Source organism: Streptomyces sp. NPDC006798 (assembly GCF_040635975.1).
In the GTDB taxonomy this organism is placed as follows: Bacteria; Actinomycetota; Actinomycetes; order Streptomycetales; family Streptomycetaceae; genus Streptomyces.
Genome location: NZ_JBEYIS010000087.1, coordinates 1 through 21932 on the forward strand (window position 1 = coordinate 1; position 21932 = coordinate 21932).

Annotated in this window: 13 protein-coding genes; 3 read left to right on the forward strand and 10 right to left on the reverse strand. The window is 75.2% G+C overall.

From position 1 onward, the window contains the following. The 3 genes from ABZ714_RS33260 to ABZ714_RS33270 all read right to left on the reverse strand — a co-directional run. A partial coding sequence (locus tag ABZ714_RS33260) for an amino acid adenylation domain-containing protein (RefSeq protein WP_358829100.1) occupies nt 1-8768 on the reverse strand: 8768 nt, incomplete at its 3' end. Between the two features lie 102 nt (nt 8769-8870). Next, complete coding sequence (gene entS, locus ABZ714_RS33265) at nt 8871-10214, reverse strand: enterobactin transporter EntS (RefSeq protein ID WP_358829101.1); 1344 nt, start codon at nt 10212-10214, stop codon at nt 8871-8873. Nucleotides 10215-10265: 51 nt separating this feature from the next. Then, nucleotides 10266-10529 carry a phosphopantetheine-binding protein gene (locus ABZ714_RS33270; protein ID WP_358829102.1) on the reverse strand — a complete coding sequence of 88 codons (264 nt, stop codon included), beginning with the start codon at nt 10527-10529 and terminating at the stop codon, nt 10266-10268. A 76-nt stretch (nt 10530-10605) separates the two neighbouring features. Here ABZ714_RS33270 and ABZ714_RS33275 point away from each other — a divergent pair, with 76 nt between their 5' ends. After that, nucleotides 10606-11082 (forward strand): GNAT family N-acetyltransferase, encoded by a 477-nt coding sequence (locus ABZ714_RS33275; RefSeq protein ID WP_358829103.1) that lies wholly within the window; start codon nt 10606-10608, stop codon nt 11080-11082. 13 nt (nt 11083-11095) lie between these two features. On the opposite strand, the gene ABZ714_RS33280 is transcribed toward ABZ714_RS33275, so the two are convergent. From ABZ714_RS33280 to ABZ714_RS33310, 7 genes are all read right to left on the reverse strand, one after another. Continuing rightward, entirely contained in the window at nt 11096-11311 is a 216-nt protein-coding gene (locus ABZ714_RS33280; protein ID WP_358829104.1) for an MbtH family protein, read from the reverse strand. Nucleotides 11312-11553: 242 nt separating this feature from the next. After that, nucleotides 11554-14310, reverse strand: a complete 2757-nt coding sequence (locus tag ABZ714_RS33285; RefSeq protein WP_358829105.1) for a condensation domain-containing protein — start codon at nt 14308-14310, stop codon at nt 11554-11556. A gap of 3 nt (nt 14311-14313) precedes the next feature. Beyond that, nucleotides 14314-15738 (reverse strand): lysine N(6)-hydroxylase/L-ornithine N(5)-oxygenase family protein, encoded by a 1425-nt coding sequence (locus tag ABZ714_RS33290; RefSeq protein WP_358829106.1) that lies wholly within the window; start codon nt 15736-15738, stop codon nt 14314-14316. A 341-nt stretch (nt 15739-16079) separates the two neighbouring features. Further along, nucleotides 16080-17033, reverse strand: a complete 954-nt coding sequence (gene argB, locus ABZ714_RS33295) for an acetylglutamate kinase (RefSeq protein ID WP_358829107.1) — start codon at nt 17031-17033, stop codon at nt 16080-16082. Next, the gene (locus ABZ714_RS33300; protein WP_358829108.1) at nt 17030-17608 is read right to left on the reverse strand and encodes an isochorismatase family protein; all 579 of its coding nucleotides are present in this window, start codon (nt 17606-17608) and stop codon (nt 17030-17032) included. The genes argB and ABZ714_RS33300 overlap by 4 nt, the downstream gene beginning before the upstream one ends. Before the next feature lie 65 nt (nt 17609-17673). Continuing rightward, nucleotides 17674-18282, reverse strand: coding sequence for a hypothetical protein (locus tag ABZ714_RS33305; RefSeq protein ID WP_358829109.1), 609 nt, complete (start codon nt 18280-18282; stop codon nt 17674-17676). Nucleotides 18283-18560: 278 nt separating this feature from the next. Further along, a complete protein-coding gene (locus ABZ714_RS33310; RefSeq protein ID WP_358829110.1) occupies nt 18561-20240 on the reverse strand; it encodes an NlpC/P60 family protein in 1680 nt (559 codons plus the stop codon). A gap of 650 nt (nt 20241-20890) precedes the next feature. On the opposite strand from ABZ714_RS33310, the gene ABZ714_RS33315 reads away from it, so the two are divergent. Further along, nucleotides 20891-21241 (forward strand): hypothetical protein, encoded by a 351-nt coding sequence (locus tag ABZ714_RS33315; protein ID WP_358829111.1) that lies wholly within the window; start codon nt 20891-20893, stop codon nt 21239-21241. Between the two features lie 169 nt (nt 21242-21410). Then, entirely contained in the window at nt 21411-21833 is a 423-nt protein-coding gene (locus tag ABZ714_RS33320) for a hypothetical protein (protein ID WP_358829112.1), read from the forward strand. Nucleotides 21834-21932 lie beyond the last annotated feature (99 nt).

Below are 21932 nucleotides of genomic sequence, written 5' to 3' on the forward strand. Positions count from 1 at the left end.
CAGACGGGGGTTCCGATGGGCGCCGTAGGCGAGAGCAGTCCGGCCGTCGCGGGTGCGGCGGTGACGTCGACGGCCGCCTCGGTGGGACCGTAGAGGTTGACCAGCTCCGCCCCCTGGGTGTTGTCACGGTGGAACCGCTCGACCAGATCGGTGGTCAGGGCCTCACCGCTGCACACCACCAGCCGCAGGGCCGGGGTCGCGTCCACCTGATGCGCGGCCAGATACGCCGCGAGCATCGAGGGCACGAAATGACAGACGGTGACGCGCTCTTCGGCGATCAGCGCCGCCAGATAGCCGGGGTCCTTGTGTCCTTCGGGGCGGGCGATGACGAGGGGTATGCCCTGGGTGAGGGGCCAGAAGAGTTCCCAGACGGAGACGTCGAAGCCGGTGGGGGTCTTCTGGAGGACCCGGTCGGTGGAGGTCAGCTGATATGCGTGCTGCATCCACTGGAGGCGGTTGACGATCGCCCGGTGTTCGACCAGGACGCCCTTGGGCCGTCCGGTGGAACCACTGGTGAAGATCAGATACGCGGGGTGGCGCGGCAGCAGCGGGGCGGTCCGCTCGGCGTCGGTCACCGGTCCGTCCGGCGACGACGCCAGCCGTTCCACCGTCTCCGGGGCGTCCAGCGGCAGCACGGCCGTGCCCTCGGGTACCGGGATCGCCGCCGCGGAAGCGCCGTCGGCGAGCAGACACACCGGCCGGGCCGTGTCCGCCATATAGGCCAGCCGGTCCGTCGGCAGCGACGGGTCCAGCGGGAGGTAGGCGGCTCCGGCGCGGACGACGGCGTGGAGGGCGATGAGGAGTTCGGGGGAGCGGGGGAGGGCGACGGCGACGACGGTCTCCGGTCCCGCGCCCCGGCCGATGAGCAGTCGGGTGAGCCGGTTGACGGCGGATTCGAAGTCGGGCCGGGAGGTCTCGGTGCCTTCGAAGACGAGGGCCGGGCCGTGCGAGTCCTCAGCCCCGGCGGTGACGAGGCCGGCGAGGGTTGTGGGTCCGTCCAAAGCCGCGGTGGTGTCGTTGAAGCCGTGCAGGATCCGGTCCCGTTCGGCGTCGTCGAGGAGGGTGATCTGCGAGAGCCGTACGTTCGGATCGGCGGCCACGGCCGTCAGCAGCCGGATCAGCCGCTCGGCCAGCACCGCCACCGTCGGTGCGTCGAAGCGATCCGCCGCGTAACGGATCCCGCAGGTCATCCCGGCCGGACCGGACTCCTCCACCGGCGGGACGTGCCGGAACAGCACCTCCAGATCGAACTTGGCCGCGCCCTCGCCGACCGGCGCGTCGGCCACCGTGAGCCCGGCCCCGAAGAGGCCGGCCGGGACGCCGTCACCGCCTTCGTAGGCGACCATCGTCTGGAACAGCGGATGCCGCGACAGCGACCGCTCGGGCGCCACCGCCTCCACCACCGCGTCGAACGGCAACTCCGCGTGGTCCAGCGCGCCCGTCGCCGCCCGCGCCGTCCGGTCCAGCAGTTCGGCGAACGAGGGGTCCCCCGACAGATCGGCCCGGAGCACCAGCGTATTGACGAAGAAACCGACCAGCGGATCGAGCGATTCCGCCGACCGTCCCGACGCGGGGAAGCCCAGCGGTACGTCGTCCCCGGCGCCCAGCCGGTGCAGCAGCCCGGCGAGCGCCGCCGACACCACGGTGAACGGGGTCGTCCCCCGCTCCCGCGCCAGCGCCGTGAGTCCGGACACCAGCGGCTCCGGCAGGGTCACCGTCAGGGTGCCGCCCCGGTGCGAGGACACCGAGGGGCGGGGGCGGTCGGCGGGCAGGGCGATCTCGGCCGGGAGCCCGGCGAGTGCGTCGCGCCAGTACGCGGTCTCGGCGGCGGCCCGCGAGCCGGGGTCATCCGGCTCGCCCAGGGTTTCCCGCTGCCAGAGCGCGTAGTCGGCGTACTGCACCGGCAGCGGACCGAACTCCGGCGCCCCACCCGCCGTACGCGCCGTGTACGCCCCGGCCAGATCGGCCAGGAACGGGCCCGTCGACCACTCGTCGGAGGCGATGTGATGGAAGAGGGCCAGCAGGGTGTGCGTCCCGGCGCCCTCCGACAGCAGCGCCACCCGCAGCGGGATCTCCCGCGCCAGGTCGAACGCGTATCCGGCGGCCTCCGTCACGGCGGCGTCCGTACCGCCCGCCGCGACCGCCGTCACGGCGAACGGCACCACGGCCTCCGCCGCGGGAACGATCCGCTGGAACGGGCCCGCAGCGTCCTCCCCGAAGACCGTGCGCAGCGCCTCGTGCCTGGCCACCACATCGGCCACCGCCGCCCGCAGCGCCTCGGCGTCCACCGAGCCCCGCAGCCGGACCGCGAGCGGCACGTTGTACGTCGCCGACGGGCCTTCGAGACCGTGCAGGAACCACAGCCGGGACTGCGCGAGGGACATCGGCAGCCGGTCCGGCCTGGCCGAGGCCACCGGGCCCGGCCGGTCCGGACCCGGCCGGCCGGACAGCCGCTCGGCGAGCCCGGCGACCGTACGCCCCTCGAACACATCCCGTACCGAACACGCCGTACCGGCCGCCCGCAGCCGCGCCACCAGCCGGGTCGCCAGCAGCGAATGCCCGCCCAGCCGGAAGAAGTCGTCATCGGCGCCGACCGCCGAAAGCCCCAGCAGCCCGGCGAAGACCTCCGCGATCCGCCGCTCGGCGGGGCCGCTCGGCGCCCGGGACGCCCCGGTCGCGGCCCTGGGCCCCGGTACCGGCAGCGCCGCCCGGTCCAGCTTCCCGTTGACGGTCGTCGGCAGTACCGGCACCACCATCACAGCCACCGGAACCAGATGCTCCGGCAGGGCCGCCGCCAGCCGGCGCCGCAGCTCCTCCGGGTCCGCGTCCCCGGCGACCGCGTAGCCGACCAGCTCCGGCACGCCCACCGCGCCCGGCAGATCGTCGCGGACCACCACGGCCGCCGCCGACACTTCCGCCAGCGCGGCCAGCGCCGCCTCGACCTCGCCCGGCTCCACCCGGAAGCCGCGGATCTTCACCTGGTCGTCGGCGCGGCCCAGGAACTCCAGCAGGCCGTCGGCCCGCCACCGGGCGAGATCGCCCGTACGGTACATCCGGGTCCCGGCCGGGCCGAACGGATCGGCCGTGAACCGCTCGGCGGTCAGCGCCGGACGGTTCAGATAGCCGCGGGCGTTCTGCTCGCCCGCCAGATACAGCTCGCCCGTCACCCCGGGCGGCACCGGCCGCAGCCGGGCGTCCAGCACATACGCCCGGGAGTTGACCAGGGGACGGCCCACCACGGGGGTCGGGCAGTCGGACACCCGGGCGATCAGGGCGTCGACGGTGAACTCGGTCGGCCCGTAGAAGTTGACGACCTCCAACCCGGGGACGTCCCGCAGCTCCGCCCAGAGACCGGGCGGCAGGGCCTCGCCGCCGAGCAGGAACAGCGGCGGCCGCCACTCCCCGGTCAGCAGGCCCGCGTCCACGAGCTGTCTGCCGAACGACGGGGTGACGTCCAGGACGTCGATCCGGTGCTCGCGGACATAGGCCACGACGCCCTCGGCGTCCCGCCGCCCGTACTCGTCCAGGACGTGCAGCTCGTGCCCGGCCACCAGCCACAGCAGCTGATCCCAGGAGGAGTCGAACGCGAACGACGCGGTGTGCACGGCCCGCACGCGGCGGCCCAGCCGCTCCGTGACCGGCCCGTACAACTGCGACTCGTGGTCCCGGAAGAGCCGGTTCAGACCGGCGTGCCGCAGTACGACACCCTTCGGTACCCCGGTGGAGCCCGAGGTGTAGATGACATACGCCGCGTGCTCCGGATCCACCGGTACCGCCGTCGCCGGAACCGCCGCCGCCAGGCGTTCCCCGGTCCCCGGCTCGTCCAGCACCACCGCGGGCACCCCCGGCACCAGCCCGGCGGCCGAACGGGTCGTCACCACGCAGACCGGCGCCGCGTCGGCGACCATGAACGCGATCCGCTCCGCCGGATGGTCCAGGTCCAGCGGCAGATACGCCGCCCCCGCCTTCAGTACCGCCAGCACCGCCACCACGGCGTCCGCCGAACGGGGCACGGCCAGCGCCACCACCGTGTCGGGGCCCGCGCCCGCCGAGGCCAGCAGCGTCGCCAGGCGGCCCGCCCGGTCGTCCAGCTCGGCGAAGGTCAGCCGCTCCGCGCCCGCCACCACGGCGACCGCGCCGGGACGCGCCGCGACGCTCGCCGCGAACAGCTCCGTCACCGGCTCGGGGCCGACCGGACGGCCGGTGTCGTTCCACCGCTCCAGCGCGGCCCGTTCGCCGTCGGCCAGCAGCTCCCAGTCGGAGATCCGGCCCTCGGGATCGGCGACCGCGAGGGCCAGTACCCGCAGCAGCCGGTCCGTCAGCGCCTCGGCCGTGCCCCGGTCGAAGCGGGCCGTCGCGTAGAACACCTCCAGCTCCAGGCCCGTGCCGTGGGCGGTGTCCGCGAAGGTGATGTCCAGATCGAACTTGGCGGCGCCGGGATCGATCCGCTCCACCCGGGACCGCAGCCCGAACAGCGTGTCGAGGTCCTGGCTGACGGTGCTGTGCGAGACCATCGTCTGGAACAGCGGATGCCGGACCGGGGACCGCTCCGGGGCCACCGCCTCCACCACCGTGTCGAACGGCAGCTCCGCGTGGTCCAGGGCGGCCAGATCGGCGGCCCGTACCCGGGCCAGCAGCCCGGCGAAGGTCGGATCGCCCCCGACGTCCGTCCGGAGCGCCAGGGTGTTGACGAAGAAGCCGACCAGATCGTCCAGTACGGTCTCGGACCGCCCGGCGACCGGGGTGCCGAGCACGATGTCGTCCCCGGCGCCGAGCCGGTGCAGCAGCGCCGCGACCGCCGCGTGGACCACCATGAAGACGCTGGTACCGGACTCCCGGGCCAGCCGCCGCACCCCCACCGCCACCGCGTCCGGTACCGGACGGAACACCATCGCGCCCGCCGAAGCCTCCGCCGCCGTCGCCGGACGGCCCCGGTCCGCCGGAAGCGCCGGCTCGGCGGGGGCGCCCGCCAGGGCGTCACGCCAGTACGCGGCACCCGCCGACGCGGGCGAACCCGGATCGGAGACCTCGCCCAGCGTCTCCCGCTGCCAGATCGCGTAATCCGCGTACTGCACCGGCAGCGGGTCGAACGCGGGCGCGCCGCCCGCCCGCCGGGCCTCGTACGCCGCCGTCAGACCGGACAGGAACGGGCCCATCGACCACTCGTCGGACGCGATGTGATGCAGCAGCACCACCAGGACGTCCCCGCCGGACCCGGACCGGACCAGGGTGACCCGGACCGGGGCCTCGGCCGTCAGATCGAACCGGTGGCCGAGCGCCGCCGCCGTCGCGGCGTCCACCGCCTCCGGGTCCTGACCGGCCGTCACCACCCGCAGCCGGACCCCGGCCGCGCCGGGGGACAGCACCCGCTGCGCGGGCACCCCGTCTCGCTCCTCGAACACGGTCCGCAGCGTCTCGTGCCGGTCCACCACATCGCCCAGCGCCGCGTCCAGCGCCACCGCGTCGAGCCGCTCGTCGAACCGTACGGCGAACGGGATGTTGTACGTCGCCGACGGCCCCTCCAGCTGGTGCAGGAACCAGAGCCGCCGCTGCGCGTACGACAGCGGTACGGTCGCCGGGCGCTCCACCGCGACCGGCGGACGGTGGCCCGCGACGGCCCGCCCGCCCAGCCGCTCGGCCAGCACCCGCGCCGTACGGGCCTCGAACACATCGCGGATCGCGCACTCGGCGCCCAGCGCCCGGCGCAGCCTGGCCACCACCCGGGAGGCGAGCAGGGAGTGCCCGCCGAAGGCGAAGAAGTCGTCGTCCGGGGCGAACTCCGGTACGCCCAGCACATCGGCGAGTACCCCGGTGACGATCTCCTCACGGGCACCGCGCGGCCCGCGCCCGCCCCCGCCGCCCGCCTCGGCGGACGGCACGGGCAGCGCCTTGCGGTCGACCTTGCCGTTGGCGGTGAGCGGGAACGCGTCCAGCACCACCACCACGGCCGGGACCATATAGGCGGGCAGCACCCCGGCGGCGGCCCGCAGCACCCCGGCCGGGTCGGGCGACCTGCCGTCGCCGCCCCGGGTGACATAGCCGACCAGCCGTTCGGCGCCCGGCTCGTCCTCCCGGACCACGGCGACCGCGCGCCCGGTCCCGGCGGCCGCCGCCAGCGCCGCCTCGACCTCGCCCAGCTCGATCCGGTGTCCGCGCAGCTTCACCTGGTCGTCGGCGCGGCCCAGGAACTCCAGGGCGCCGTCCGCGCCCCGGCGCACCAGGTCGCCCGTGCGGTACATCCGGGACCCCGCCGGGCCGAACGGGTCGGCCGTGAACCGCTCCGAGGTCAGCGCCGGACGCCCCAGATAGCCGCGGGCCAGCTGACGGCCCGCCAGATACAGCTCTCCGGTACGGCCCGGCGGCACCGGCCGCAGCGCCCCGTCGAGCACATGGGCCCGGGTGTTCGGGTACGGCCGGCCGATGCCGGGCACCCCGGTGTGGTCCGCCGCCAGCTCCGCCGAGGTCGCCCAGACGGTGACCTCGGTGGGACCGTACACATTGGTCACCGACCGGCCGGTACGGGCCAGCCGCTCGGCCAGCACCGCGGGCAGCGCCTCGCCGCCGACCAGGATCCGGGTCCCGGCCAGCGTCGTCGGCGCGCCGTCCGCCAGCAGCGCCTGCCAGAGCGACGGGGTGGCCTGGACGACCGCCGGGCGGTGCGTGTCGATCAGGGCGGCCAGCGCGGCCGGGGCCCGGACGGTGTCCCGGTCGGCGAGCACGACGGCGGCTCCGTGGAGCAGCGGGGTGTGCAGCTCCAGGACGTGGATGTCGAAGGAGACGGTGGTGACGGCGACCAGCCGGTCGCCCGGTTCGAGATCCAGCGCCCCGGTCTGGGTGTCGAGGAAGGCGGCGAGCGCCGCATGCGGGACGACGACCCCCTTCGGGCGGCCGGTGGAGCCCGAGGTGTGGATGACGTACGCGGGGTGGTCCCCGGACAGCGGGGCGAGCCGGTCGCCGTCGCCGACCGGCCCGTCCGGCAGGGCGGCGAGTTCGGCGAGGGTGTCGGGGGCGTCCAGCACGATCCGTTCCGTACCGGGCGCGTCGGGCGCGGCGGCGGCGCCGTCCAGGGTGGTCAGCACACAGACCGGGCGGGCGTCGTCCACCATGAACCGCAGCCGGTCGGCCGGGTATTCGAGATCGAGCGGGAGATACGCGCCACCGGCCTTGAGGACCGCGAGCAGCGCCACCATCAGTTCGGCCCGGCGGGGTACGGCGATCCCGACGAAGGACTCCGGGCCGACGCCCCGGGAGATCAGCAGCCGGGCCAGCCGGCCCGCCGCGGCGTGGAGCGCGGCATGGCTGAGGACGGTCTCCCCGGCGATCACCGCGGGCAGGTCGGGATGGCGGCGCGCGGCCGCCTCGAACCGGGCCGTGACCGGGGCGTCCGGGACGGTCCGCACCGGGCCGCGGGCCGCGTCGACGGCCTCGGCGAGCGCGGCCGGGCCGAGCAGATCGGGCGCCCCGACGGGCGTTTCCGGACCGGCCTCGGCGCAGGCCGCGAGGAAGCCGGTGAACTCGGCGAGCAGCGCTTCGACGGCGGTCCGGTCGTAGGCGAGGGGGTTGGCGTCCAGTTCCAGCCGGATGGTCCCGTCGGCCTCGTCGTGGTGGACGCCCAGGGTCAGATCGTCGACGGGCCCGGCGGCCACGTTGTGCACGGTGGCGGGCGCCCCGGCGAAGCTCAGTCCGTAGTCGAAGGACTTGACGTTCACCATCGGGCCGAAGACGGCGGTGCCCTCCGTCACCCCGGGACCCAGCTCGCGGCGGATCTCCTCGGCGCGGTACCGCTGATGGCGGCGGAGTCCCCGGACTCCGTCGGCGACCTCCGCCGTCAGCCGCCCGAACGGGGTTCCCGGCGCGACGCCCACCCGCAGCGGGAGGACGTTCACCACCATCGCGGGCACCCGGAGCGCCGAGGTGCCGAGCCGGGCCATCGCGGGCAGGGAGAGGACGACGTCCCGGGTGCCCTGCGCCCGGTGCGTCCAGGCCGCGAAGGCGGCGGTCACCGCGTCCGCCCAGCTCGCCTTCACCGACCGGGCCGAGGCCAGCAGCCGGCCGGTCGGCCCGGGACCCAGCTCGGACCGGGCGCGCAGGAAGGAGTGGGCCGCCGGATGGACGGCGCCGGAGAACGGAGCGGGTTCCGGCAGCCCCGCCAGCCGCTCCCGCCAGTAGGCCCGGTCCTTCTCCCGGCGCTCGGTGTCGCGGTAGGCGGCCTCCTCCTCGACCACGGCCGACAGCGGCGGGAACGGGCTGGCGCCGGGCTCGCGGCCCTCGGCGAGCGCCGTGTACACCTCGGCGGCGCGCCGCGACACCAGGGAGAAGCCGTAGGCGTCGAGGGTGATGTGATGGACCCGCTGGTACCAGAGGAACCGGTCGTCGGCGACCCGGTGCAGGGTGAACAGCCACAGGGCGTCCCGCGCCGGGTCCACCGGCGTCGCCATGTCACGGTGCATCAGCTCGATCGCCGTACCGTACGGATCGTCCTGCCCGGTGTGGTCCAGGACGGGCAGTACCGGGTCCGGCCCGGGCGCGGCCGGGACGAGCTGGTACGGCTCGCCGTCGGCGTCCTCGGCGAAGCGGGCGGTCAGCGCCTCGCACTCGGCGACCGTGTGCCGCAGCGCGGCCGTGAACAGCTCCGGGTCGAGGGAGCCGTGGATCTCCAGGTACTGGCCGACGTTGTAGACCGGGGACCGCGGATCGAGCCGCTGGCCGTACCAGACTCCGGCCTGTGCCCCGGTGAGGGGGAGGCGCTGCGGGATGCGGTCGCTCATGGGTGGTGCTCCAGAGGTCGTCGGCGGACCGGGGCGGCGGTCGGCCGGGGCGTACGGTGCGGGGCGGCGGAGGCGGGGAAGGGCGTCGGCCGGGCCGGGGCGTCAGCCGCGCGGCGCGGCCGGGGTGTCCCGGACGGCCGGGGCCGGACCGGCGTCCGGCGGCGTCTCGTCGTCGGACCCGGGCGCCTTGGGCAGGGTGGCCCGGCGCAGCCCGGGGACGGCCAGGGCGACGGCCGCGGCGGCGGCGATACAGACGGCGCCGTTGACGACGGCGGCGCCCGAGGGCCCGAACCAGCGGGCGAGGGCGGCCACTTCGACATCGCCGACCACGTCACCGGTGGTGCCCTGGGTGGTGATCACACTGACGATCCGGCCGCGCATCGCGTCCGGCGTGTGGTGCTGGACGAGCGAGTACTCCAGGATCTCGTAGACGGTCCCGGCGGCCCCGCCGACGGCGAGCAGGGCGAACGCGACGGCCGGGGTACCGCTCAGACCGAAGCCGAGAGTGGCCGCGCCACCGGTGGAGGCGGCCAGCAGCAGCAGCCGTCCGGGGCGGTCGACCCGGGTGAGCCAGCCGCTGGTGGCGGAGACCAGGACGGCGCCGACGGCGGGCGCCGAGTAGAGCAGACCCAGCATCACCTCACCGCCGCCGAAGGTCCGGTCCACCATCTCGGGGAAGAGCACCACGGGCACGTTGAACAGGGCGGTGACCCCGCCGAGCAGCAGCAGTCCGCCGACCACCCGGTTCCGTACGGCGAACCGGAAGGCGTCGAGCAGGGACCCGGAGTCCTCCGTGCCGTCCCCGTCGTCAGCGTTGTCGGGGTCGTCGGGATGCGCGCCGCCGGGCGGCAGCGACCGTACCCGGGTCACGAGGGCGGTGGTCAGGGCGGTGGTGACGGCGGCCACGGCGAAGACCGGTGCCGGACCCCAGAGGGCGAGCAGCACACCGCCGAGGAACGGGGCGCCGATGGAGCCGATCTCACCGGTGAGGGAGACCAGCGCGGCGGCGGCCGGGAGCTGGTCGTCCCGGACCAGGGTGGGGGCGGCGGCCATCAGGGCGGTGACACTGACACCGGTGGCCACGCCGTCCCAGGCGACACAGAGCCAGATCGCCCACAGGGTGGGCTCGGGGAGGAAGGCGTTGACGGCGAGACCGGCGAAGGCCAGCGCCGCCGCGCCCCGGGCCCGGACGATCAGGGTTCGCCGGTCGGTACGGTCGGCCGCCACCCCGCCCCAGAGGGAACCGAGCAGCACACAGATGCTCATGATCATGCTGACCACGGCCACCTGGAAGGTGGACCGGGTCATGTCCCACACCTGTGCGGCCAGGGCGACGGACGCCATGCCGAGGCCGAACAACGACACCAGACGGGCGGTGAAGACCGCCCGGAAGTCGGGTGAGTCGCGCAGCGGTGCGATGTCGATGACGAGGTCGCGCAGGGGCACGGGGCACTCCGGGGGGAGGGGAACGGATCGACGGACGGACGGGGGTACGGATCAGGGCGCGGCGGGCGCGAGCAGGACCGACCACTCCCGCAGGGTGGGGCGCTCGGCGAGGTCGACGAAGGCGATCTCCGCGCCCTCCGCGCGCCAGCGGGACACCAGCGACATCAGCCGGATCGAGTCGAGGCCCTGGTCCAGCAGGTTCTCGTCGGGGTCGATCTCGCCGGGTTCGGCGCAGAGAACGTCCGTGACGTCCTGCAGCAGACGGTCGAGGGCGAACGGCCCGGCGGGCAGGGGAGCGGCAGCGGATGCGGTCATGTCAGCGATTGCTTCCTCTGATGAATCGGGGGAGGCCGACCTCACCAGTCACTTAGGTAAGGCTAACCTAATATTCGTGATCCCAGTCGTCGTCGAGCTCCCCGCGGGACCGGTCAGACCGGCCCGCCAGGGAGACGCACAAGCCCTCTTCGCCCTCTCCCGGGCCTTTGTCGCCTCCGGAGAGCTGCGCCCCCGCCCCCTCGCCCACTACCGCGCGCGCATAGGGGAGTTCCTCCTCGCGGAGGGCGCCCCCGGCGAAGGACCGGCCGGCTGTGTGGCCGTACGGGACGAGGGAGGGGACGGGGCCGTCCTCCACAACTTCTGCGTGGAGCACGGCAGTCAGGGCCGGGGAATCGGTTCGGCGCTGCTGCGGGCGGCGCTCGACCGGGCCCGGCGCGGCGGTGCGGTCCGGCTGTTCACGGCGACCACGGGCCCGGCCCGGCTCTTCCTCCGGAACGGCTTCGCACCCGTGGCGCCGGAACGGGCCCCCGCCGCATGGGCGGCGGCCCTGGACCCGGCTCGCGGTTCACGCGTCTACGAGCTGAGGCTGTGACACCCGGCGGCGGTCAGCGCTCCGCCTCGGCGGCCACCAGGCCGGCGGGGCGGAGATCCGTCCAGTGCTCCTCGGTGTAGGCGGCACAGCCCTGCCGGGTGTCCTCGCCGTGGACGATCCGCCAGCCGTCCGGCACCGCGGCGAAGGCGGGCCAGAGCGAGTGCTGGTTCTCGTCGTTGACGAGTACGAAGTAGCCGGCCTCGTCGTCCTCGAAGGGGTTGGTGGCCATCGGAATCTCCTCGGTCTTTCGGTCGCTCCGGCGATCTGCGCCGGTCGTGCAGTGTGATGGGTCTGTCTCTGTCGGGGGAGCGGTGCCCCCGTGGTTTCCCCGGCGCTCCGCCGGCCGCCGTACGCCGCTCACGGGCCGCGCCCGGCGGGGGCGTACGACCCCGGGCCCACCGGCCCCCGCCCCGGCCCGGACGCCCCCGGTGACAACACCCCGGGAGGCGAGGCGGGCCCGGGCCGGAGCGGTCAGCCCGACGCGGCGAACCGGGCCGCGAGGGCCGTCGTGGCCCGCGACAGCTCGGCCGCCTCGGCGGCGTCGAACAGGGCCGCCGACCAGCGCCAGTCCGCGGTCGCCCGGCAGCCGCCGCCGGGCGCGGCGGCCACCGTGACGGTCAGCTCCACCGGCCCCGCCAGCGGCGGTTCGCCGCCGCCGGCGTCGGCGCCCGGCCACTCCCCGGCGGGGGCGGGACCCCAGCCGGCGGCGGACTCCGGACCGGTCAGCGCGTGCCGCCGCCGATAGGCGACACCACGCCCGGCCGGACCCGAAGGCCCTACGGAGGTCTGCGGATTGAGATGACGCAGCTGCTCCTGGCCCCGGCCCCCGTCGGGCGCCTCCGCCAGCAGCCGCCGCACCGGCTCGGGACCCGCCGGATCCAGCGGCAGCCGTACGCCGTGCACCGTGGAGAGCCGACCGGCCGTCCGCGGGGCCCCGGCGGGCCGCGGCAGCTCCAGCTCCACCGCCAGCCGGGCACCGTCGTGCAGCCGGGCCCGGCCCGCCGCGGTCCGGGCCAGCGCGGCCAGCAGCGCCACGTCGACCGGATGCGGCCCCGGCGGCCCGGCGGGCACCGGCACCTCGACGACCGTGCTCAGCCGGTGTCCGCCCGGCACCGGGGGCCAGGCCCGGGGTGCCGGGCCGGACGCCTGCGCGGTCCAGTACGGCAACTCCAGGACCCGCTCGGGCGACTGCGCCCGGGTCGCCAGCTCCGCCGCCCAGCCGGTCAGGCCACCCGGCTCGCCGAGGGCGCCCGGACGGGCCCCCGAACCGGCGAACCAGTCGTACAGCACCGGCAGTTCGTCCGCGATGAGCTGCCAGGAGGCGTCGTCCACCGAGAGCGCGTGCGCCACCAGCAGCAGCCGCCCCGGCTCGGCCGGGCCCGCGTCGAACCAGACCGCCCGGAACACCCGTGCCACGGCCGGATCCAGCGACTCCCCGGCGGCCCGGGCCGCCCGGGCCACCAGCGCGTCCCGCCCGGCCGGATCCGGATCCGCCACCGGATAGCGGCGCAAGGTGCCCGGATCGGTCACGGCGGGCGCCGCCGACGGCGTCAGCACCTCCTGGCTCCACACCTCGTGCGCCCGGTGCAGCGCCAGCCGGAGCGCCGGATGGCGCCGGGCCAGGGTGCCGACGGCACGCCGCAGCGGCGCCGCCCGCAGTCCGGCCGGGACCCGCAGCAGGACGTGCTCATGGGCCCGCTCGGCCAGACCGGGGGCCGCCCGCAGCCGGTACGCGGCGGGCAGCAGGGTCACCGGACCCCGCTCCCGGTCCCCGGCGGGCGCGGGCGGCGTACGGGCCGGTTCCGCCGCGGCCCGGACGCCGCCCCCGGCCGGACCGCCCGCCAGGACACCGGTCACCCGCGCGGCGGGCTCCTCGGGCCGGGCCGCCCAGTCGCTCAGCAGGGCCGCGAAACCGGTGGCCTCCGCCGCCAGTTCGTCCGGGCGGTACAGCGCCGGATTGGCGTCCAGATCGATCCGCAGCAGGCCCTCGGGGGTCCGGGACGCGCTGATCGCCAGCTCGTCCACCGGGCCCGACGCCAGGCTCACCACCCGGCCGGGGACCCCCGCGAAGTCCAGTTCGGTCTCGAAGGGCCGCAGATTGACCAGGGGGCCGGGCACCCGGTGCCCGCGGTGCTCCGGCCAGAGCGCCCGCGCCACATCGGACCCCCGCACCCGCTGGTGCCGGCGGAGGAACGCGGTCTCGGCCGCCGCCCGGGCCAGCAGATCCCGGAAGGTGTCGGCGGGCCCGGCGGCGATCCGGACCGGCAGGATGTTCACCGCCGCCGAGGGCACCCGCAGGGTGCCGGGCGCGGTACGCGCCGCCGCGTAGACGGCGAGCAGCGCCTCCGGCGCCCCCGTCCGCGCCGCGGTGAACGCGGCGGTGGCCGCCAGTACGGCCTCGCCCCAGGTCACCCCCGCGCCCCGGGCCGCGTTCTCGACGGCCGCGGTCGCCGCCGACGGCAATACCACGGTCCGGCGGACGGCGGTGTCGGCGGGCGGCGCGCCCCGGCCGCGCAGCGGGCCCGGGTAGGCGGCTCCCGCCAGCCGCCCGGTCCAGGCGGCCAGATCGGCCCGGCGCTCGGCCGAGTCCGCGTACGCGCTCTCGGCCTCGACCAGCGCCGTCACCGGCGCGAACGGCGAGGGACCGGCGGCCCGGCCGCGCACGGCGGCCGAATACAGCTCGGCGACCCGGTGGTTGAGCAGGGCGAGGCCGTGTCCGTCGACCGCCAGCTGATGGCAGAACTGCACCAGCAGATGATGGTCCCGGCCGACCGTGACCAGAACGCTCCCGGCCAGATCGGGGACCCCGTCCGGGCCCGGCGGCGCGGCGAGCAGATCCAGCCGCGGCGGACAGGCCAGCTGCCCCCGGACCAGCCGCAGGGCGGCCGCCACCGGATCGGCGGCGCCGGAGGTGTCGAGCACGGCGGGCCGCCGGGGCCCGCCCGTGGCGGGAACCGGGGTCTGCCGGGGCCCGTCGTGCCCCCGGGTGAGCCGGAACCGCAGCCAGGGCGCCTCGTCGAGGGCGTCCGCGACGGCGTCGCGCAGCGCCTCCGTATCGACCGGGCCCATCAGTTCCACGTACTGGCCGACGTTGTGTCCCGCGTAGTCGGGCGCGGCGGTCTGCGCGGCCAGGAACTCGGCCTGCGCGGCCGTCAGGGGGATCCCCGGACCGGCCTCGCCGGGGGCGGCGGCCGGGGGGACGGGTGTGGGGGAGAAGGTGGTGGTCACGGCTCAGCTCCGATGACCGGCGGGAAGGACGGCGGCGGGCTCGGGCGGCGGCCCGTCCGGTGCGCGGTCCGCCCGTACGGCCCGCTCCGCGCCGTGCAGCAGCAGGGAGTCGCGGATCTCGCCGGACCGTACCGCGAGGGTGGACAGCAGGGACGAGGTGATGCCGTGGCTGTGCTCGGTGGCCGCGCCCTGGACGTAGATCCCGGCCCGGACCCGGGACGTGGTGGCGATCCGGTGGTCCCGGCCGATCCGCAACCGTCCCTGACCGTCCGTCAGGCACTCGTCGCCCAGCCCGCCCAGCAACTCCCGGGGATCGGCGGCCCGGTAGCCGGTGGCGTACACCACGGCGTCGCAGAGCAGGGGCTCCGTGGCGCCGGTCAGCAGGGAGCGGACCGTGGCCCGGACCCCGTCCGGCTGCTCGGAGACCCCGGTCAGCTCACTGGCGTTGAGGATCCGCAGCCGCTCGGTGCCGGTGACCTTCTCCTGGTAGACGGTCCGGTACAGCTGCTCGATCAGCTCTCCGTCGACCACCGAGTAGTTGGTGTTCCCGTGGTAGTCGAGCAGCCCCCGCTTGACCTCCTCCGGGGCGCCGAAGAAGGCGTCCACGGCCTCCGGGTCGAAGATGCGGTTGGCGAACGGGCTGTCGTCCGCCGGGCTGTAGCCGTACCGGGTGAAGACGGCGCACACCTGGGCGCCGGGGAAGGCTCGGTGCAGATGGCCGACGACCTCGGCCGCCGACTGGCCCGCCCCCACCACGGCGAACCGCCGGTGCCTCAGGGGGCCGGTCAGCGCCCGGGTGCGGTGCAGCAGCTCCGAGTTGTGCCAGATCCGCGCTCCGGCGCCGATGCCTTCCGGCAGCCGGGGCCGCAGCCCCGTCCCCAGCATCACATTGCGGGTCCGCAGCGGGCGGGCCCGGTCCGGGCCGGCCTCCCGGGTGGGGCCGCACGCCACCTCCAGGACGTCCACCGGACCGTCGCCCGGGGGGCCCGGTACGGGCCGGATCCCGGTGACCTCGGTGCCGTACACGGTCTGTGCCGTGAAGTCCTCGGCGCACCAGCGGAGGTAGTCGTGGAACTCGACCCGGGTCGGGAAGAACGTCTTCTGGTTGATGAAGTCGGCCAGCCGGCCGTGCTCCCGCAGATAGTGCAGAAAGCTGTACGGGCTGCTCGGATTCCGCTGGGTGACCAGGTCCTTGAGGAACGACACCTGCATGGTGGCGCCCTCCAGCAACATGCCGGGATGCCAGCTGAAACGATCCTGCCGCTCAATGAACGCCGATCTCAGCCCGTCGTGGGCGGCGCTCGCGGCGTTGTGCTCGGCGACGGCTATCGCCAGGGCCAGGTTGGCGGGGCCGAAGCCGATGCCCACCAGATCCAGAACTCCTGGAGACGGCTCCCCGGACCCGGCGTGCGCGTGTGGTGCGGACATGCCCATCCTTCCTCGGACTCACCCGGCTACTTAGGTAAGGCTGGCCTAACATCACCGATCGTTCGGGGAGTGTCAAGTGCGCTCAACTGCGGAATCGAAGGCCCAACTGTGCGCCAACGCGCCTGATCAGAGGGGGGATCGGAGAAGGCGGGGGAGGGTCGCGGCGGCGTCGGCGGAGCCCCGTACGCCCCGGCGCCGACCGCCCCTGAGCGGCCGGAACCAGGCCCCGCGGGGATCGCCGGGGCGCGTCGGCCGAGGGCCGGGCGGCGGTCCGGGCGGACCGCCGTACCCGGCCGAGGGCCGCCCGGGGGACCTCGGGGGATCCTCCGGACGGCCGGTTTTCAGAGCGATGTGTTGGACGCGTTCGGTCCCGGGCTTGGACGGGCCGGGGCCGCTCCGGCGGGCACCGGTTCCGGACCCGGCACGATCCGGGTCCCCGGCGGTTCGTCCGAGAACACCTCCAGCAGCAGCGAGTGCGGTACCCGCCCGTCCAGGACGTGCGCCGTCCCGACCCCGCCCCGGACCGCCCGCAGGCAGCCCTCCATCTTGGGCGCCATCCCGCCGCCCAGCGTCGGCAGCAGCGCCGCCAGCTCGCCGGTCGTCAGCCGGGGCGCCACCTCGGTGCCGTGCGGCCAGTCCGGTACGAGACCGGCGACGTCCGTGAGGACCACCAGCTTCTCCGCGCCGAGCGCCGCGGCCAGCGCGGCGGCGGCCAGATCCGCGTTGACGTTGTAGACCCCGGTGCCACCCGGTTCCGCCCCGGCCGCGATCGGCGAGATCACCGGGATCCGCCCCCGGTCCAGCAGCGCCCGTACCGTGTCCGGGTCCACCGAGACGACCTCGCCGACCTGCCCGATGTCCACGGCCCGCCCGTCGACCAGCGCCGGGCGCCGTACCGCCGTCATCGTCCTGGCGTCCTCGCCGGTCATCCCGACGCCGAACGGGCCGTGCTCGTTGATCAGCCCGACCAGCTCCCGCTGCACCTGCCCGGCCAGCACCATCCGGGCCACCTCCATCACCTCGGGGGTGGTCACCCGCAGTCCGGCCGCGAAGGTCACCTCCAGGTCCAGCCGCCGCAGCAGCGCGCTGATCTGGGGTCCGCCGCCGTGCACCACGACCGGTCTGAGTCCGGCGTAGCGCATCGAGACGACATCGGCGGCGAAGGCCCGTTTGAGCTCCTCGTCGACCATGGCGTGGCCGCCGAACTTGACCACGACGATCTGCTCCCGATGGCGTTCCAGCCAGGGCAGGGCTTCGATCACGGTCCTCGGCCGCGGATACCGCGGATCGGTCATGGGGCCTCCATTTCCTCGACGAGACGGCGGGTGGTACGGACGGCACCCCAGCGGGCGGCGGTCCAGCGCAGGGCGAGCGCGTGGTCGTCGGGATCGGTGTCGGCCACGGCGTCCGCCGCGACGAACGGCCGCATCCCGCGCATCCGGGCGTCGGCGGCGGTGAGCAGCACCCCGCCCGCCGCGAACAGTCCGCAGATCACCAGCTGGTCGCGGTCGCCCGCGGCGAGCACCCGGCCCAGATGGCTGCGGAGGAAGGCGTTCTCCCGTACGTAGGTGATGACATGGTCGCCCCGGCGGGCCACCGGCGCGCCCTCGCCGGGGCCGGGGCTCGCGCCGGGGGCGTACCCGAAGACCACGGGGATGCCCCGGGCCCTGGCGGCGCCGCGCAGCGCCTCGGTATGGGCGAGCAGGCGGGCGCCGGGTTCGGCGGCCGCGGGGAAGGCGCTGAGAAAGCGGGGCTGCATGCCGAGGATCAGCAGTGCGGCCCGTTCGGGTTCGAGGACCCAGTCGTGGGCGGAGCCGGGCAGCGCGGAGGCCGCGGGCATCGGATAGGGCGTGGCGGGGGGAAGGTTCATGACCGGAGGTCTCCCTCGGGCGGAGCGGCCGGTCGCCGCTCAACGGCTACTTAGGTAAAGCTAACCTAAGTCGACCTGTCGTCGTCGGGGGAGAGTTCCGGGGAGAACAGGGGATCGTCGAGCCGCACCAGCCGATAGCCGCGGCTCCCGCCCGTCCCGGCCCGCTGCCGCAGGGCCGCCTGCAGCAGCTTCGCCCCCGGCCCGGTCCGCCGCAGCCGGTTGAACCGCCGCACCGAGAAGCCCGCCACCCGCGCCGCCGTCGTGCAGGGCAACCCCCTCAGCACCCCGTCGAGCACCACCCGCAGCATCGCCGCCGTCGGCTCGCCCCCGGCCGCCACCCCGTGCCCGGCGGCCAGCTCCTCCGCCGCCCGCATCGCGGCGCCGAACGCCGGATCCTGCTCCCGCCACCTCCGCAGCAGCCGCTCCGGCACCCCGGCCGCCAGCGCCACCGCGGGCTCCGCCAGCCCCAGCGCCGCCGCCCGCAACGCCTCCGCCATCCGGTCCACGGTGTCGTCCCGCTGGCTCGGCGGCCGCCCCACCGCCTCCCGCAACCCGTGCTCCGCCTCGTCCCTGGCGGCGAGCCAGCCCACGATCCGGGCCGCCTCCGCCGATGTCCGCACGGCGCCCCGCTCCCTTCCGGCCGGCCCGTCGCGGTCGGCCGAGTGTTCGTACATGACATCTCCGTTCGGTCATTCGTGCATGACCGGAAGAATCGACGGTGCGCACCCGCCCCGTCCGCCCCGGTACCACCGATCGCCGAACCCCGGAAAGACGGTTGGAGATCTTTGGACTCTGGGTTGTCCCCGGGGCGTCCGGCGGTGGCCGCGCCCACCGGCCCCGGCGGCCCGGCGAACGGGCCGCCGGGGCCGGGACCCGGCGGCCTCCGCGCCCGCATCGGCCATGCCGCCGGACCGTCCGCCCGTGCCGTCGGACGAGCGGACGGGGGGCGCTCTCAGACGCGGCGTACCGTCCGCAGGGTCGTGGCGTACGTCCCCGTACCGGTGAGCGCCGACGCCCCGCCGAGGTCCGCCGCGGTCGGCCCGTTCGGTGTCTTACGGCTGGAGAGGAACCTCGGGACACCCGCGGTATCCGTCCCCAGGGCCATCCCCACGTGATCGATCTCGTTCCCCGTGTCGCTCTCCGCGTCGAAGAAGACCAGATCGCCGGGCTGGAGCCCGGTCAGCGCCGGGGGCGCGCCCGCCGCCTGCGCGATCACGGCACCGGGCGCCCGTACCGCCATGTCCGCGGACCGGCGCGGCAGCAGACCTGGCGAGGTGTGGTCGCTCTCGTGCGCCAGCGGTACGCCCAGGTGGTAGCCGAACACCATCCGGATGTAGCCGGAGCAGTCCAGCGCCCCGGCGAACCGGGGATCGGCGGTCCTCGTGAGCGTCCCCGACGGAACCCGGCCGAACGTCCAGTCGACCCCCATGTACTCGTGGAAGTCGGCGCCCTCGTCCCGGGCGCCACCCGGCTGGGGCGGCCCGTACTCCGATGTGCCGAGCACCGGCGCCCCCAGCTCCGGCGGCCCGGTACGGTACGACGCCACCGGCGGCGCGCCCGGCAGGAAGTGCCAGCCGTAGCCGAGGGCGTCGGGCGCGGTGGAGCCCAGCCAGCCCCGGACCCGCTCCTCCACCCCGGCGCTCCAGGTGCCGTCGAAGGGCTGGGGCAGGACCCGTACCCAGGAGCGGTGGGTGACGGTCACCGGGGTGTCCCAGGTCGCGGAGAGGACCCGGACCCGGCCGACCCGCAGCTCGGTGTCGGCGGTCGTACTGTCGGCGTCGGCCCGTACCCCGATCCTTCCCGCGACGAGCGGCTCGTTCTCCGCGGCCACCTGCCAGACGGCGGGCTCCGGCAGATCCGCCCGCCAGGCCCGGGCCCGGATCGTGGTCCCGGTCCGCTCCACCCGCACGGACCAGGAGGAGTTCGCCGGAGTGCTGTCGGCGACCGGGAAAGCGGTCGCAAGGGAGACCACCGACGTGGCGCTGACGGCCTTCTCCAGCCGGAGCGTCACCGCGCCGGCGGCGGTGAACGCGAGCCGGGCCCGGCAGTGCCGGCTGACGGTCTGGAATCCGAAGGTGAGGGCGAGGGAGCGCGGGGCGTCCGCCGGACTCGCCCCGAACGACCCGGTGAGCACGGCGTCGAGATCGGCCACCCGGTCGTCCCTGAGGGTGAGATGACGGCTGCCGGGGCGCTCCCGGACGACCGAGACGATCCCGGCACCCTGGACGACGGAGTAGTCGGACGGCTCCCCGTTGGCGGTGTCCCAGCCGCCCCCGCCGGGCGAGAGACCCCAGCCGCCCTGGGCGACCGTCCGCCGGAAGGTGTCGTCGAAGGGCCGCTTGTCCTCCTGGAAGGTCCGCTCGGGCCCGGCCAGGACGACGGTACGACAGCCCTGGGTCAGGATGGCGAGCTGCTCCCCCTCGTGAACGACCCCGGTCCGGGCGGGTGTTCCGCCCAGGCCGGAGACGGTCAGCGCCCCCGAGGCGGCCCGGGTGTAGCGGGCGGGGTCGTACGCGGCGATCGTCACCGAGGTCCGGGAGGCACCGGCCGTCACCTCCGGCGGAGGTACGGCGGCGGCACCGGTCGCCGTCGGCCGGGGCGCGGCGGCGGCGCCCGGGGACGGTCCGACCATCGGCAGAATCGTTCCTGCGCCAAGGGCGGTCACAAAGGATCGGCGGGAAGCGCCTGAGCTGGTGTCCATATCCGATGATGGCCGAGCCGCCCGCGCGTTGTCCCTATCACCAGGTGACGGTTCCCGCGCCGGTCTCCGGCGACCGGGCGACCGTTCGGCCCGACCGCCCCCGGCGTACCCGGACCGGAGCCCGCCGTGATCCCCACCCCGTCCGCACCGGCCGTGCCGGAGGGGCGGTCATGGTGGGCAGCGGAGACCGGAAGACCGACCGGGGGCCGGTCCTGAGGCCATTCCTGCGGACCCCGTCCCACAGCGCCGGTCCGGATCCCCCGGCTCCCGTACTGCCGATCACCACGGAGTCTTCGGCTTCAGGGTTTGACGCGCATCCCGCATCGACCGGATGAATCAAAGTGCCGACCGCGCCTGCGGGGGCCGGCCGTAGTTCATCGACCGGAACACAGCGGTGGAGGTACGGTCATCGGATCCGCCCCGGGTTCGGGGGCCGGAGCCGGGGCGTCGGCGGGATCGACGGATACCGAGCCGGGTGGCTCGTCCCGGCAGTCCTCTCGTGGACTCGGGCGCCCGGCTCGGCAGGGGGAGAGACGGAGTTCACCGGTCGGACGCACCAGGTCGCGTGTCCGGATCTGCGCATGTGGGCTCTGGACGGGCTCGAAGCGCTGGCGGACGTCGAGTGCCAGCAGCAAGTCCGGGTGGAGGGCCGACCGCGTCGCGGTGGGATGCTGTACGACCTGACCATGGCCGTCAACGCTCTCGACGACGTACGGGCGCTCGATCATCCGGAAGAGGAGATCGGGGCGATCTTTCGAACGGCGTGGGAAGCCGAAGCCATGCGCCGGCTGGCCCGACTGCTGGTGCCACTGATCGAACGGCTCGGCGAGTCGCCCGACGCGGCCTACGTGCAGTCCCCGGAATGGCCCGCCGTGGTGGCGGCCGCGACGGCGGCGCTGAGCACCATGCGCGCGTGTGCGCCGAGCCGGTGACGCTCCGGTGCCTGCTCCCGGGGCGGCGTTCGGTGACCCCGCCGCCTTCCCCGTGAGGCTCTGCCCCCGCGCGCCGTGCCGTGCGACTGCCGGCCGCCGCCGGGCGCGGGTAGATCTGGACTTCCTCAACCGTACGGCCGAACCGGCCCGCACCCATCAGGGGAATGTCATGAGCCTGACCTTAAGATCCCGCTGCGCGGCGACACTCGCCACTGCCGCCCTGACAGCCCTGACGGGCGTGGGCGTCACAGCCACCGGCGCCGCCGCCCAGCCGCAGTCGGTCAAGTCGATGGATGTGCAGTGGGCGGATGTCGACCCCCCGATGCACCCCTCGATCTTCGGCACTCTCACCATCGGCGGGATCTACACCTGTACCGCACCGGCCGGGACCACCGTCCCGGTCAGCTTCAGCGCGCTCCAGCTGATGCCCATCGCCATGCCGAACGGCTCCGGCCAACTGCCGTGCGGGCCCGGGGTGGTCGACGCGCCCTGGAGCCTCACCAGCTTTCCCACGACGGATGTGCACTACGGATACGTCTCCGTGATGACCACCTTCGACGGGACGCTGATCACCGACGAGTTCACCGTCTGACCCGGGAGGGCCCGTCGGTCGGCTCCGTCCGCCCCGGGCAGTGACCACGGCCTCCGCGGGCCCCGCGCACCCCGGCCCGCGGCCGGGGGCGGGGCCCTG